This window comes from Streptomyces katrae (assembly GCF_000717655.1).
GTDB lineage: Bacteria > Actinomycetota > Actinomycetes > Streptomycetales > Streptomycetaceae > Streptomyces > Streptomyces katrae_B.
The window spans coordinates 61717-75769 of sequence record NZ_JNZY01000027.1 but is presented as its reverse complement, the minus strand read 5'-3'; the positions used below and the strand labels follow the sequence as shown (position 1 = coordinate 75769).

The following is a 14053-nucleotide window of genomic DNA, read 5'->3' as shown; positions in this document are numbered from 1 at the left end:
AACATGTGCGGCGAGACGTCCGGCGGGACCGGCGAGTGAGGCTCCTGCACACCTCCGACTGGCATCTCGGCCGGTCCTTCCACCGCGTGAACCTGCTCGGGGCCCAGGCCCACTTCATCGACCACCTGGTCGAGACCGTCCGCGAGCACGAGGTCGACGCCGTCCTCGTCGCCGGTGACGTCTACGACCGGGCCGTGCCCCCGCTGCCCGCCGTCGAGCTGTACGACCGGGCCCTGCACCGGCTCGCCGACCTGGGCGTGCCCACGGTGATGATCTCCGGGAACCACGACTCCGCCCGCCGGCTCGGCGTCGGCGCAGGGCTCATCGGCCGGGCCGGGATCCACCTGCGGACCGACCCCGGGGGCTGCGCCGATCCCGTGGTGCTGGCCGACGTACACGGTGAGGTGGCGCTGTACGGACTGCCGTACCTGGAGCCCGCCCTGGTGAAGGACCGGTTCGGCGCGGAGAAGGTGAGCCACGAGGCCGTGCTGGGCGCGGCCATGGACCTGGTCCGGGCCGATCTCGCCGCGCGCGCCCCCGGCACCCGCTCCGTCGTCCTCGCCCATGCGTTCGTCACCGGCGGGCAGGCCAGTGACAGCGAGCGCGACATCGCCGTCGGCGGGGTCGAGGCCGTGCCCGCCGCCGTCTTCGACGGCGTCGACTACGCAGCCCTCGGCCACCTCCACGGCTGCCAGACGATCAACGAACGGGTGCGCTACTCCGGTTCCCCGCTCGCCTACTCCTTCTCCGAGGCCGACCACCGCAAGAGCATGTGGCTGGTCGAACTCGGCGCGGCCGGAGAGATCACCGCCGAGCGCATCGACACCCCCGTGCCGCGGCCGCTCGCCCGGATCCGGGGGCGACTCGACGAGCTGCTCGAGGAGGTGTCGTACGCCGCGTACGAGGACTCCTGGATCGAGGCCACCCTCACCGACCCGGTCCGGCCCGAGGACCCCATGGCCCGGCTCGCCGCCCGCTTCCCGCACACCCTCAGCCTCGCCTTCGACCCCGAGGGCCGCGAGGAGGACGGCGGGACCTCGTACGCCCAGCGCCTCAAGGGGCGCAGCGACCAGGAGATCGCCGAGGACTTCGTCGCCCACGTGCGCGGGGGTGTCGCCGACGAGGCGGAACGGGCCGTGCTGCAGGACGCCTTCGAGGACGTACGGGCGGGCGACGGCCGGCAGGAGACCCACCGATGAGGCTGCACCGGCTCAGGATCACCGCCTTCGGGCCCTTTGCCGAACCCCAGGAGATCGACTTCGACGCGCTCTCCGGCGCCGGGATCTTCCTGCTGCACGGTCCCACCGGCGCTGGCAAGACCTCCGTCCTCGACGCCGTCTGCTACGCCCTGTACGGATCGGTGCCCGGCCCCCGCCAGGCCCCGGGCACCAGCCTGCGCAGCGACCACGCCGACGCCGGGACGCCGACCGAGGTCACCCTCGAACTCACCGCGGGCGGGCGGCGCCTGGAGATCACCCGGCGTCCCGAGCAGGACCGGCCGAAGAAGCGCGGCACCGGCACCACCAAGGACAAGGCGCAGAGCTGGCTGCGCGAGTACGACGGGGAACGGTGGCAGGCGCTGAGCCGTTCCCATCAGGAGATCGGCGAGGAGATCGAGCAGCTGCTCGGCATGAGCCGCGAGCAGTTCTGCCAGGTCGTGCTGTTGCCGCAGGGCGAGTTCGCCAAGTTCCTGCGGGCCGACGAGGTGGCGCGGGGCCGGCTGCTGGGCCGGCTCTTCGACACCCGCCGCTTCGCCGCCGTCGAGCAGCTGCTCGCCGAGCGCCGCCGCGCCGCCGAGGCCAAGGTGCGCGCCGGCGACGAGAAGGTGCTCGGCACCGCCCAGCGCCTCGCCCAGGCCGCCGGGGACAGCGCCGACCTGCGGGCCTGGCCGCTGCCCGGGCACCAGCCCGGTGACCCCGGGCTGGCCGGGGCGATCCGGGCCTGGGCGGCCGTCGCCCGCTGCGCGGCCCGGGAGCGGCTGACCGTCGCCGAGTACGCGCTGGCCGCCGTCGAAGGCCGGCACGCCGCCGCCCGGCGGGCCGCCGAGGAGGCGCGGGAGCTCGACCGCCTCCAGCGCCGGCACGCCGAGACGGCCCGCCGCGCCGCCCTGCTCGCCGAGGCGGAGCCCGAGCGGGACCGGGTCCGCGCCCTGCTGGACCGGGCCCGCCGGGGCGCCCTGGTGGCCCCAGCCCTGGAGCTGCGCGGAGCCGCGTCCGCAGCCCACCTGTCCGCCGCCCACGCGGAGGCGGCCGCCCGGGCGGAGCTGCCGGCGGCCCTCGCCGAGGCGGGCACGGAGCAGCTGTCCGCCGTCGAGCAGCGGCTGCGCGAGGACCTCGGCGCGCTCGGCGCCGCCCAGCGGTCCGAGCAGCGCAGCGCCGAGATCGGCCGCGAGCGGGCCACCCTGGAACGCGAGGCCCGCGACGCCGAGGAGCAGCTGCGGGAGTCCGCGGACTGGCTGGCCCGCTGGGAGGCCACCCGGACCGCGCTGGTGGAGCGGGTGGACGCCGCACAACAGGCCGCGACGCTGGCAGAGCAGCTCGCGGGACGGCTGGAGCCGGCCCGGATGCAGCTGACGGCGTCCCAGCGCCGGGACGCGCTGGACGGTGATGCGCAGCGCTTCGAGGGCGAACTGCTCTCCGTGCGCGAGGAGTCGACCGCCGCCCGGGAGCGCTGGCTGGAGCTCAAGGAGACCCGGCTGCGCGGTATCGCAGCCGAGCTCGCCGAGGCGCTGGTGGCGGGGGAGGCGTGCGCGGTGTGCGGATCGGCGGAGCATCCCGCTCCGGCGCGCCCGGCCCCCGGGCACGTGGACCGGGCCGCCGAGGACGCCGCCCACGCCCGCTACGAGCAGGCCGAGGAGCGCAGGGCCGCCGTCGAGCGGAACCTTGCCGCCGTCCGGGAAGCCCGGGCCGAGGCCGCGGCCGCCGCCGGGGAGGCCACCACCGGGGAACTCCTCGCGCTGACCTCCGACCTCAGCTCCCGGCACGCCGCCGCCCATGCCGCGGCCGCCGGACTGCACTCCGCCCGGGAGCGGCTGGCCCGCGCAGAGCGCGAGCACGCCGTGCGCAGCTCCGACCGGCTCGACGCAGAGCGCCGTTCCGCCGCCCGGGCCACCCTGCGCGACTCCCTGGACCAGGAACGGGCCAAGCTGGAGGCCGAACTGGCCCTCGTCCGGGGGGATGCGCCCACGGTCGCCGCACGCGCCAGGCTCCTGGAGGAGCGGGTACGGATGGTCACCCGGGCGGCCGCCACGCTGCGCCGGGCCGAGGACACCGCGGCCCGGCTGAAGGAGGCCGACGCGCAACTCGCCGACGCCGCCTTCAAGGCCGGGTTCGACACCGTCGAGGCCGCCGCCGACGCGGTCCTTCCGGACTACGAACGCACCGCGCTCCAAAGGAGGCTGGACGCCTGGCAGGCGGAGGAGGCCATGCTCGCGGACCGGCGCGGCGAGACCGACACCGTCGCCGCCGCGACGCTGCCCCCGGCCGCGCCGGATGCCGCCGAGGCGTACGAAGCCCGGGCCGCGGCGAAGCTTCGTACGGCAGGGTCTGCCGTGGACGCGGCCCGGGTGCGCTGCGCGGAGCTGGACCGGCTCTCCCGGCAGGCGGAGCAGGAACTGCGGGCGCTCGGCCCGCTGCGCGAGGCGTACGAACGGGTGGCCCGGCTGGCCGGGCTCACCGCCGGCACCTCCGCCGACAACGAGCGCAAGATGCGGCTGGAGGCGTACGTCCTGGCCGCCCGGCTGGAGCAGGTCGCTGCCGCCGCGACGGTAAGGCTGCTGCGGATGTCAGGCGGCCGCTACACGCTCGTCCACTCCGACGCCAAGGCGAGCGGCCGCGGGCGCTCCGGCCTCGGGCTGCACGTGGTGGACGCCTGGACCGGCAGCGAGCGGGACACCGCCACGCTGTCGGGCGGCGAGACCTTCTTCGCCTCGCTCGCCCTGGCCCTCGGCCTGGCCGACGTGGTCACCGACGAGGCGGGCGGCATGCGCCTGGACACCCTCTTCATCGACGAGGGCTTCGGCAGCCTGGACGACCAGGCGCTGGACGAGGTGCTCGACGTCCTGGACTCGCTGCGCGAACGGGACCGCAGCGTCGGCATCGTGAGCCACGTCGCCGACCTGCGGACCCGGGTGCAGGCACAGCTGGAGATCGTCAAACAGCGCGGCGGCTCCGCGGTGCGCCACCGCACGGCGTCGCTCACGGACTGAGCGCCGCCTCTGCACAGCAGTTCTCACGGGCTGAGCGGGCGGCGGGACAACGGCGAGGAGTACACGATGCTGGTGGTGACGGCTCCGAGGCCCGCGATCCGGCCCGCGACCTCCTCCAGATTCCCCATCGAGCGGGCGGCGACCTTGAGCACGAAACAGTCGTCGCCCGTGACGTGGTGGGCCTCCAGGATCTCCGGCGTGGCCTCCAACAGGTCATGGAACGGCTTGTAGTTGCCGTGCGGATAGCGCAGCCGGACCAGCGCCAGGATGGACTTGCCCAGCTTCTCCGGGTCCACCACGGCGGTGTACCCGGTGATCACTCCCGCCTCCTCGAGGCGGCGCACCCGCTCGGTGACCGCACTCGCGGACATGGAGACGGCGCGCGCGAGCTCGGCGAAGCTGGCCCGGCCGTCCTCCTGGAGGGCGGTCAGGATGCGCCAGTCGGTGGCGTCAGGGGAATAGTCGGTCATGAAGGAGATGTAGCAGGGGAATCCCCGGCCGAACAAGGGGAAGGCCGGGGAAAGGAACTTCCCGAGATGATCAGCGGCTCGTAGATTCTGAGCCATGACGACGACACAGAACACCGCCGCCCCGGCCGCCGCCCCCGCTCCCGCCACCAACCCCGTGCTCCGGGTGCCCCCGGCGACCCCGGCCGCGGCGGCCGCGTACTTCGCCGCGAGCCTCGCCTTCCACGCGGACGTGTCCGATGTCGCCGCCGCCTTCAAGGCCCACCGCGAGCAGGGCGCCGAGCTCGGCTTCCAGCTGGTCGACTCCCGCTCCACCCCCGCCTGGGACCAGGCCCACGTGCCCGGCGCGGTCCACCTGCCGACCGCCCTGATCCCCGAGCAGGCGGAGCAGCTCCTCGACAAGAGCCTTCCCGTGGTCACGTACTGCTGGGGCCCCGGCTGCAACGGAGGCACCCGCTCCGCCCTCGCCCTGGCCCAGCTCGGCTTCCAGGTCAAGGAGATGCTCGGCGGCATCGAGTACTGGATCCGTGAGGGCTTCGAGGTCGAGACCTGGCAGGGCGGCCAGCAGCGCGCCGAGGCGGACCCCCTGACCGCGCCGACCGACTCCGACGACTGCGGCTGCTGAGCCTGCTGTTCCTCGCCGGAACGCCGTACGGGCCGCCCGCTCCCTCACCGGGGGAGCGGGCGGCCCGTACGGCGTTCCGGCGCCGGTGTCAGAGCTTCGACAGCTCGTCCACCAGGTCGTCCAGGCCCAGCGAGCCCTGCGACAGCGCCGCCATGTGCCACGCCTTCAGGTCGAAGGAGGCGCCGTGCGCGGCGCGGGCGTTGTCCCGGCCGAGCAGCCAGGCCCGCTCGCCCAGCTTGTAGCCGATCGCCTGTCCCGGCATCGACAGGTAGCGGGTGACCTCGCTCTCGATGAAGTCCGCAGGCCGGCCGCTGTGCAGGCCGAAGAACTCCTGCGCCAGCTCCACCGTCCAGCGCTCGCCCGGGTGGAACGGCGAATCCGCCGGGATCTCCAGGCCCAGGTGCATGCCGATGTCCACGATGACCCGCGCGGCGCGCATCATCTGGCAGTCCAGGTAGCCCAGGCGCTGCTCGGCGTCCTTGAGGTAGCCCAGTTCGTCCATCAGGCGCTCCGCGTACAGCGCCCAGCCCTCGACGTTGGCGCTGACGAGGCCGACGCTGGCCTGGTAGCGGGAGAGCCGGTCCGCGACGTGCGTCCACTGCGCGAGCTGGAGGTGGTGGCCCGGAACGCCCTCGTGGTACCAGGTGGAGACCAGGTCGTACACCGGGAAGCGGGTCTGGCCCATCGTCGGCAGCCAGGTGCGCCCCGGGCGGGAGAAGTCCTCCGACGGGTTGGTGTAGTACGGGGCCGCCGCGCCACCCGGCGGGGCGATCATGGACTCCACCCGCTTCACGCGCTCGGCGAGCTCGAAGTGCGTGCCGTCGAGGTTCCGGATGGCCTCGTCCATGATGCCCTGCAGCCAGGCCTGGACCTCCTCGACGCCCTCGATGTGGGTGCCTTGCTCGTCGAGGTGCTTCAGCGCCTCCCAAGGGCCCGCGCCCGGCAGGATCTTGGCCGCCTCGGCCTTCATCTCGGCGAGCAGGCGGTGGTACTCCGACCAGCCGTAGGCGTACGCCTCGTCCAGGTCCAGGTCCGTGCCGTTGAAGTACCGCGACCAGCGGGCGTAACGCTCGCGGCCCACCGGGTCGCAGGCGCCGGCGACGGCGGGTGCGTACACGTCGCGCATCCAGTCGCGGAGCTCGGCGAGGGCCGCGGTCGCCCCGGCGGCCGCCTCCTCCAGCCCGGAGCGCAGCGACTCCGGGCCGCGGGACGCGAATTCGCCGAAGAATGCCTCGCCGTCGCCGTCCTCGCCCACCCAGGTGGTGAGCTGGCCGATGAAGGTCCCGGTGGCGCGCGGGCCCCCGTACAGGCCGCGGTCCAGGCCGAGTCCGAGGCTCTCGCGGTAGCCGGCGAGGGCGGCGGGGACCGCCCGCAGCCGCTCGGTGATCGCCGCCCAGTCCTCGTCCGTGTCGGCCGGGGTCAAGGTGAAGACGTCGCGGACGGAGTGCGCGGGCGAGTGGATGTTGCTGACGGCCCGCAGGCCCTCGTCGGCCTCGTACACGGCGAGTTCGGCGGTGAGGCGCTCGCGCAGCAGGCGGGCGCAGCGGCGCTCGGCGTCGCTGTCCGCGCCGGGCAGCCGCTCGGCGGCGTCGAGGCGGGCGAGGGTGGAGCGGGACAGGTCGGCGGCGGCCGCGCGGCCGGCCGGGGAGAAGTCCGGGAGCCGGCTGGAGCTCGCGGCGACACCGAGATAGGTGCCCGTGATCGGATCGATGGCGATGAGGTCGTCGACATATGCGTCGGCGACCTGGCGGGGCAGCCGGGAGGCGCTGTCGCTGCGAAGGGTCTCTGACATGCGGCCATCTTCGTACGGCGGACCGCCCCGCGTCATCACCGTTCGCTGTCAGCCTCCTGACGTGCGCGGGAGCGGTGGACCGGGCCGCCGCTCCCGCACCGTCAAGCGGGTCCGCCCGGGGGCGATTTCACGCCGCCCGGCCGTATCCCGCCCGCCGGGCCGGGTTCAGTGCGGGTGGCTCTGCTGCCCGTACGGGTGCTGCGCGCGGGGCAGCTCGTACGGGACGCGGGAGACGACCGGCGTGGCGTCCAGCCGGGCCGTGATCACGAGGGTGCCCTCCTCGATCTGGTAGTCGAGCGGGAGGCCGAGGCCGCGCATGGCCGCGACCATGCCGGTGTTGGCGGCCTGGGTGACGGCGTACACGCTGTCGCAGCCGGTCTCGACGGCCATCGCGATCAGGCGGCGCAGCAGCTCGGAGCCGATGCCGCGGCGCTGCCAGTCGTCCTCGATCAGGAGCGCGACCTCGGTCTCGTCCCCGTCCCACAGCAGGTGGCCGAGGGCGACGAGCTTGCCCGAGGCCGTGGTGGCGGCGAGGGTGCGGCCGAAGCGGGGGCTCAGCAGGTGGCCGAGGTAGCGGTCGGCGTCGGAGACGGGCCCGTGGTAGCGCAGGCCCAGGGTGCGCTCGGAGCAGCGGTCGTGCATCGCGCGGGCGGCGGGGAGGTCGGAGGGGTCGGCGCGGCGCACGGTGATCTCGTTGCCCTCGGGCAGGGTCAGCACGTCCTGGCTGCGCGGGACGCGCGGGCCGAGCCGGGTGTCGAGCTCGACGAGGGCGCGGGCCCGGGCGAACTCGGTCGGGGTGAAGGGCAGGTAGGGGCGCTCCACGGTGATGGCACCGCCCGAGGGGTCGCGCAGCCGCATCACGGTCGCTTCCAGGACGCCCTCGACCGGGGCGTCGGCGGCCGCGTTGGGGCGGCCGGAGAGGGTGGTGGCCGGGATCGAGTGGATGGTGCAGCGGCCGAGCAGCTGGCGCAGCGCCAGGGGCAGCTCGGCGGCGTCCAGGGCGGTGCGGGTGGCCAGGCCCAGGACGCGGGTCGGGGTGTCGACCAGGTCGTGCGCGTCGGCGCGCTCGATCCACGTGCTGTGGCCGCCGGCGCCGGCGATGGCGCGGGTGAGGTCGGTGGAGGCCAGCTGCTGCGGGGAGCGCAGCAGGAACTCGTCGACGGTGCCGCCCTCGGGGAGCGGGTGGGTCTGCAGGGTCAGGATGTCGACGCCGTGGCGGGCGAGCGCGGTGCACACGGCGGCGAGGCTGCCGGGCTCGTCCCGCACGGTCGTCCGCATCCGCCACAGGGAGCAGGTGGCGGGGGTCTCCGCTGCGGACTCGGACGTGGACCCGGGCGCGCCCCCGGGCGGCGACCCGGCCCGGACCGCGCCGGGGGCCGTATCGGAGGGAGCCGTGCTCAGCGGCGGCGGTGCATGGCTGTGGCGGCGTGCCCACCAGGTGTGGAACGCCGCCGTGACCAGGAGTGCGACGGCCGAGGCGACGAGCAGGGCCGGGCCCTTCGGGCCGTGCACGACGAGATTGGCGATGCCGTCGGCGACCGCGACGGCGCAGAACAGCGCTGCCAGTTCGACGATGTCGCGGCGCCAGTGGTGGCGGTGGTGGCGGTGTGCGGGGGTGTGGATGCGTTCAGTCATGCATGTCACTGTGGCGCAGGGGTGTTGCGTGATCACGAACGGTCTGTGACCGACTGGTTAAGTGTCCGTCTGGCCGATTTCGCCCTGTTTTCCGGGCGGGACTCCGGGCTCCGGATCTGAGACCCGGGATCCCGCCGACGCCGGAGCGGTCCTGCCCGCAGCCCTACTGGCCCACCCGGCCGGGCTGGAGCGTCGTGGTGAAGAGTACGCCGCCGCCCTGGCGCCGCAGCCGGACGGTGAGCTCCCCGCACTCGCCGTCGATGTCGACCTCCCCGTAGTACGGGGGGTTCTCGGACGGCGACATGTTGGCAGACGGGGCCGACTGGACGTACGCGGTCCCGGGCCCGAACGTGGCGTCCAGCTTCCCTGCGGGGAACCCGCCCGCGCCGACGGGACCCGAGACGAACTCCCAGAACGGCGCGAAGTCGGTGAAGGCGGCCCGTTCGGGGGCGTAGTGGTTCGCGGCGGTGTAGTGGACGTCGGCGGTGAGCCAGAGGGTGCCCGTGATGCGCTGGTGCTTGATGTGGCGCAGGAGTTCGGCGATCTGCAGCTCGCGGCCGAGCGGGGCACCCGGGTCGCCCTGGGCGACGGCTTCGAAGTTCGCGGCCCCGTCGGGTACGACGATGCCCAGCGGCATGTCGGCGGCGATGACCTTCCACGTGGCGCGCGAGCGCGACAGCTCGCGCTTGGCCCAGGCCAGCTGCTCCTGGCCGAGGATGCCGATCGGGTCCACGGTCCGGCGGCCGGGGGAGTTGGCGTCGCGGTAGGTGCGCATGTCGAGGACGAAGACGTCGAGCAGCGGCCCGTACCGCATCACCCGGTACATCCGGCCCTCGGCGCGGCCGCCGCGGAGGTCGGTGACGGGGAAGTACTCGCCGAAGGCCCGGCGGGCGCGGCCGGCGAGCGTGTCGACGTCCCGCACGGTGTAGCGGGGGTCGTCGATCACCTGGCCGGGGTACCAGTTGTTGCGCACCTCGTGGTCGTCCCACTGGGCGAGGACCGGCACCTGGGCGTTGAAATCGCGCAGGTTGCGATCGAGCAGGTTGTAGCGGAAGTTCCCGCGGAACTCGTCGAGGGTTTCGGCGACCTTCGCCTTCTCCTCGGTCGTGATGTTGCGCCAGAGGCTGCCGTCGCGCAGGGGGACGGAGGCCTGGATCGGCCCGTCGGCGTAGATCGTGTCCCCGCTGAAGAGGAAGAAGTCGGGGTCGCGCTGCCGCATCTCGTCGAAGACGCGGTAGCCGCCGAGGTCCGGGTTGATGCCCCAGCCCTGGCCCGCGAGGTCCCCCGACCACACGAAGCGCACGTACTGGCGGCGGGAGACGGGGGTGGTCCGGAACGTGCCGCGGACCGGCTCGCCGGTGCGGCGCGGGTCGTCCGGGTCGGCCAGGAGCACCCGGTAGTGGATCTGCTGCCCGGGTGGGAGGTCGCGCAGGGTGGTGGTGCCTGTGAAGTCGGTGGCGGGGCCGAGGAACGGACCGCCGTGCCGCCGGACGCCGTAGCGGAACGACTCGCTCGGGGACGTCTCGACGTACATCCGCGCCGGCCGGTCGGAGCGCGTCCAGACGGTGGCCGAGTGCGCGGTGATCTCACCGGACTGGACGCCCCATGGCGCGCTCGGACGCCCGGAGCGGGTGAACGCCGGGGCGCTGACGGGCGCGGCGAGCGCGGGCGCGGCCGGCGCGCCGGACAGGGCGAGGCCCACCGGCACGGCGAGCGAACCGCCGAGCAGGGACCGTCGGGTGTGCGGAATCGGTGCCATCGGAGCGTCTCCAGGGGCCGGCGGGGACGGGTCGGACCAGTGTGCCGCCGCACACCGGCCCGCCCGCGTCGCGCAACCGAACCGCGGATGAACAGCCGTCAGCCGCTCAGCCGACCTGGCCGGTTGTGGCGCGCACCGTGTCCAGTACCACACGGGAGACCAGCGCCGGGTCGTCGTTCATCGGGACGTGACCGCATCCGCGGAGCCGGATCAGCCGGGCGTCGGGGACCGTGCGCTTGGCGCGGACGCCCTGGCGCGGCAGGAGCAGCCGGTCGCGGGAGCCCCAGGCGATGGTGACCGGCAGGCCGGGCACGTCCGAGGTGAACCGTACGGAGCGGCCCGCGGCCAGGGTCTCGTCGAAGCCGGTGGCCTCGCGCAGGGCGAGCGTCTCGGCGACCACGGCCTCCGGCGAACGCCGGGCCGGACGGGCGTAGATGGTGCCGGTCAGCGCGGCCCGGCCTGCGGCGCTGCGCGAGAGCCGCTCCAGAGTGGAGTGGGGCAGCGTGAGGGCGCCGACGCGCATCGCGCGGAGGGTGGCGAAGGCGTACTTGCGCTCGGCCTCGGTCCAGAAGCCGGCGGGGGAGAGCGCGGTGACCGAGCGGACCAGGTTGCTCCGGCCCATCTCGAGGGCGAGGAGCCCGCCGAGGGAGTTGCCGACGACGTGCGGGCGTTCGACCCCGAGGGCCGAACAGAGCGCGCCGAGCGCGGGGACGAAGGTTCCGAGGTCGTACGGAACCCCCTGGGGCAGGGGCCCCGAGGCGCCGAAGCCGGGCAGGTCGACGGCGATGACGTCGTGCTCGGCGGCCAGGATGTCGGTCACCGGGTGCCAGGCCTGGAGGTGGTGGCCGATGCCGTGGAGCAGGAGAAGCGGCGCGCCGGCGCCCTTGCGTTCGTAGGCGACGGTGGCGGTGCGGGGGCCCAGCGGCGATTCGATCGGGAAGGAGACCGTTGCGGTCATGCTGCTCCTCGTCGGGTGGACGCGTGTGAGACAGGCTGTCAGTAATGACTAAGGCCATGATTACCGCCCGGTAGCCCGGCGGGACAAGCCTCCGGCGCGTGTCGGGGCGGGCCGTCGGAGTGGGCGGTCAAAGTGAGCCGTCGGTGAGCGAGAACATCGCGTGAACGGCTTGATACGTATGCCCGATCTGCCCGGTAAAGGGGTGAGGATTGGTCTTGACCAAGGGGGTGTGCCGTCCTATGGTCGGCAGGGATAGTGCAAGAACCTTTAATAAACAAAGGCGCGGAACTGCCGCTGGAACACGGCGATTGCAGCGATGGCAGGAGGAGTCAGGGTGGGGACCACGCAGCTCGAAACGGTGCCGGAGCCGAAGTACTGGCACCTCAAGACCGTCCTCAGCGAGGCGCTCGACCGCGACTTCTCCGTGGGCGAGGTCCTGCCGAACGAGCGTGAGCTCGCCGCCCGGTTCGGAGTCGCCCGCGCGACCCTGCGGCAGGCCCTGGAACAGCTCGAACTCGAAGGCCGCCTGCAGCGCCGCCGTGGCGTCGGCACCACCGTCGCCCCGCCGCGGGTCGGCGTGGCCGTCGGCAGCACCGGGCACAGCTGGCCCGGCGAGAGCGCCGACGGCTGGGAGATCGTGGACGCGGCCGAGGCCGCCCTGCCGTCCGCGGCCGTCCTGAAGCTCCTCGGTGGCGCCCCCGGCCAGCCCGTGCACACCGTGCGCCGGACCCGGGTCTCCCACGGCCAGGCCGTTGCCGCCGAGCTGCTGTACGTGCCGGCCTCCTCCGTGCCCGGCCTCTCCGCCATCGATTCCCCGGCCGGACCCGCCCGGGCCCGCGCCGTGCTGCGCGAGCTCCAGCGGCTCGCCCTGGAGGGCCAGGACCGCTCGGTGGAACTCGGCTCGGCGCGTGCCGACGACGCCAAGGAGCTGGACCGGCTGCCGGGCGCTCCGGTGCTGGTGGTCACGACCCGCTACTTCACCGCCGCGGGAACCGCAGCCGTCTCGGTTGCCACATACCGCGCGGACACCTGCCGCCTGACCTTCGGAGACACGGGAGAGGTGGAGATCTCGCACCAGGCCCGCGTCGCCTCGTAACCCCCTGCCCCTGAACGGCCCGACTCCGGCACCTCCGGACCAGGGCCGTTCGGCGTTCCCGGGGCTCACCGCGTTCTCCGACCCCCGGCGGGCCGACGCCCGAGGGCCGGTCGCCCCGCGGCAGGCCGGGCCGGGGGGAGCCGGGCTCTCCCGACGGTGGCTCCGGGCCCCGAGCCCGCCGACCGGCACCGGGCCGGAGCCCAGAACCTTTCGGCGGTGGTGGCCGAGACGGGCTGGGACCGCGTCCGCGGCGAGCTCGGGCCGAAGACGGATCGCAGGTGGCCGCCGGGATGCCGTCAGCGGCGGCGGGTGGTGACCGTTTTTTCCACCGCGAAGAGCTCTTCCTCGACATGGTCCAGCGCCAGGCGCAGGGCTCCGGTGGCCACCGCGGCCTCGCCGAGCAGGGACTGCGCCACGCGCGGGGGGCGCAGGCAGTAGCGCTCCAGCTCCCGGCGCAGGGGATCCAGCACCCCGTTGAGGCCGGCCGCCCAGCCACCGACCACAACCAGCTCCGGATCCATGGCCAGGACCAGCGCCGCCACATCGTGGACCAGCCGCTGGATGAAGCGCTCCACCGCGGCCACGGCCTGCTCGTCGCCCCGCTTGGCCATGGCGAACACCTCGGCCACTGCCTGTTCGTCCAGCGGATGAAGCGGCTCGCCGGTCGTCGACAGCAGCTTCTCGGGCGTGACGTCACGGCCCAGCAGGTGCAGCGCACCGATCTCTCCGGCCGCCCCGCCGAACCCCCGGTGCAGGCGGCCTCCGATCAGCGAACCCGCCCCGGGGCTGAGCCCCGCCATCACGAACACCATGTCGTCGGTGTCCCGCGCCGCGCCCTTCCAGTGCTCGGCGACCGCGGCCGCATTGGCGTCGTTCTCCACCTGCACCGGGCAGCGGAACGAGCGCCGCAGCCGCTCGCCGAGCGGCAGTCCCGTCCAGCCGGGCAGAGCCGTGCCGAGGCGTACGGTGCCGTCCGCCTCCACGATGCCGGGGCTGCCGACGCCGACCGCCCGCAGGGAATCGCGCGGTACGCCGGCCCGCCGCAGCAGATCGGCCACCGCGGCCCGCACCCGCTCCAGCCGCTCGTCGGCGGACGCCGTCTCGGCGACCTCCTTGGTGCCGGCGCCGATCACCCGCCCGTCCAGCCCGGACAGCAGCACCGCGACCCGGTGCGAGCCGATCTCGATGCCGAGGAGGTGCCCCGCCTCGGCCCGGAACCGGTAGCGCCTGGCCGGCCGCCCCTGGCGCCGTGCACCCTCCTCCGCGCCCGCCTCGACGACGAGCCCGGTCCCGATCAGCCCTTCCACCACGCCTTCGACGGTCGGCCGGGACAGCCCGGTCACCCGGGTGAGGTCGGTGAGCGTCGGCGATTCCGCCGCCCGCAGTGCACGCAGCACCACGGCCGAATTGATCCGCCGGAGCAGAGAGGGATCCCCGCCGGTCAGCTGCCCCAACGTGTGTCCTCCCAGCTAGCGAGCTTGTCTGCCGGATGGTACTGCGCCCCCGGGGCCGGG

10 protein-coding genes are annotated in these 14053 nt (G+C 74.2%); 4 read left to right on the top strand and 6 right to left on the bottom strand.

Annotation, left to right across the window (positions count from 1 at the left end):
- The first annotated feature begins 35 nt into the window (after positions 1-35).
- On the top strand, positions 36-1199 hold the full coding sequence (locus tag IF09_RS0128050; RefSeq protein ID WP_030300215.1) for an exonuclease SbcCD subunit D: 1164 nt from the start codon (positions 36-38) through the stop codon (positions 1197-1199).
- A complete protein-coding gene (locus IF09_RS0128045) occupies positions 1196-4207 on the top strand; it encodes an AAA family ATPase (protein ID WP_030300212.1) in 3012 nt (1003 codons plus the stop codon). The genes IF09_RS0128050 and IF09_RS0128045 overlap by 4 nt, the downstream gene beginning before the upstream one ends.
- A 23-nt stretch (positions 4208-4230) precedes the next feature.
- On the opposite strand, the gene IF09_RS0128040 is transcribed toward IF09_RS0128045, so the two are convergent.
- On the bottom strand, positions 4231-4677 hold the full coding sequence (locus IF09_RS0128040; RefSeq protein WP_030300211.1) for an Lrp/AsnC family transcriptional regulator: 447 nt from the start codon (positions 4675-4677) through the stop codon (positions 4231-4233).
- Positions 4678-4771: 94 nt separating this feature from the next.
- Here IF09_RS0128040 and IF09_RS0128035 point away from each other — a divergent pair, with 94 nt between their 5' ends.
- Positions 4772-5299 (top strand): rhodanese-like domain-containing protein, encoded by a 528-nt coding sequence (locus IF09_RS0128035; protein ID WP_030300210.1) that lies wholly within the window; start codon positions 4772-4774, stop codon positions 5297-5299.
- 88 nt (positions 5300-5387) lie between these two features.
- Here the strand turns inward: IF09_RS0128035 and IF09_RS0128030 are convergent, their stop codons facing one another.
- The 4 genes from IF09_RS0128030 to IF09_RS0128015 form a co-directional block, all read right to left on the bottom strand.
- Complete coding sequence (locus IF09_RS0128030) at positions 5388-7091, bottom strand: DUF885 domain-containing protein (protein WP_030300209.1); 1704 nt, start codon at positions 7089-7091, stop codon at positions 5388-5390.
- A gap of 165 nt (positions 7092-7256) precedes the next feature.
- Positions 7257-8726 carry a GNAT family N-acetyltransferase gene (locus IF09_RS0128025; RefSeq protein WP_051832979.1) on the bottom strand — a complete coding sequence of 490 codons (1470 nt, stop codon included), beginning with the start codon at positions 8724-8726 and terminating at the stop codon, positions 7257-7259.
- A gap of 163 nt (positions 8727-8889) precedes the next feature.
- On the bottom strand, positions 8890-10485 hold the full coding sequence (locus tag IF09_RS0128020) for an alkaline phosphatase D family protein (RefSeq protein WP_030300205.1): 1596 nt from the start codon (positions 10483-10485) through the stop codon (positions 8890-8892).
- Between the two features lie 106 nt (positions 10486-10591).
- Positions 10592-11443 carry an alpha/beta fold hydrolase gene (locus tag IF09_RS0128015; RefSeq protein ID WP_030300203.1) on the bottom strand — a complete coding sequence of 284 codons (852 nt, stop codon included), beginning with the start codon at positions 11441-11443 and terminating at the stop codon, positions 10592-10594.
- A gap of 334 nt (positions 11444-11777) precedes the next feature.
- Here IF09_RS0128015 and IF09_RS0128010 point away from each other — a divergent pair, with 334 nt between their 5' ends.
- The gene (locus IF09_RS0128010; protein ID WP_030300202.1) at positions 11778-12539 is read left to right on the top strand and encodes a GntR family transcriptional regulator; all 762 of its coding nucleotides are present in this window, start codon (positions 11778-11780) and stop codon (positions 12537-12539) included.
- A 296-nt stretch (positions 12540-12835) separates the two neighbouring features.
- On the opposite strand, the gene IF09_RS0128005 is transcribed toward IF09_RS0128010, so the two are convergent.
- Positions 12836-13993: an ROK family transcriptional regulator gene (locus IF09_RS0128005; protein ID WP_030300200.1), complete on the bottom strand. Its 1158-nt coding sequence runs from the start codon at positions 13991-13993 to the stop codon at positions 12836-12838.
- Positions 13994-14053 lie beyond the last annotated feature (60 nt).

What these genes read in the sequence shown, in the direction of transcription:
- IF09_RS0128045 (WP_030300212.1), top strand. Translation starts at nt 1,196, where the DNA reads ATGAGGCTGCACCGGCTCAGGATCACCGCCTTCGGGCCCTTTGCCGAA.
- IF09_RS0128040 (WP_030300211.1), bottom strand. Translation starts at nt 4,677, where the DNA reads ATGACCGACTATTCCCCTGACGCCACCGACTGGCGCATCCTGACCGCC.
- IF09_RS0128035 (WP_030300210.1), top strand. Translation starts at nt 4,772, where the DNA reads ATGACGACGACACAGAACACCGCCGCCCCGGCCGCCGCCCCCGCTCCC.
- IF09_RS0128030 (WP_030300209.1), bottom strand. Translation starts at nt 7,091, where the DNA reads ATGTCAGAGACCCTTCGCAGCGACAGCGCCTCCCGGCTGCCCCGCCAG.
- IF09_RS0128025 (WP_051832979.1), bottom strand. Translation starts at nt 8,726, where the DNA reads ATGACTGAACGCATCCACACCCCCGCACACCGCCACCACCGCCACCAC.
- IF09_RS0128020 (WP_030300205.1), bottom strand. Translation starts at nt 10,485, where the DNA reads ATGGCACCGATTCCGCACACCCGACGGTCCCTGCTCGGCGGTTCGCTC.
- IF09_RS0128015 (WP_030300203.1), bottom strand. Translation starts at nt 11,443, where the DNA reads ATGACCGCAACGGTCTCCTTCCCGATCGAATCGCCGCTGGGCCCCCGC.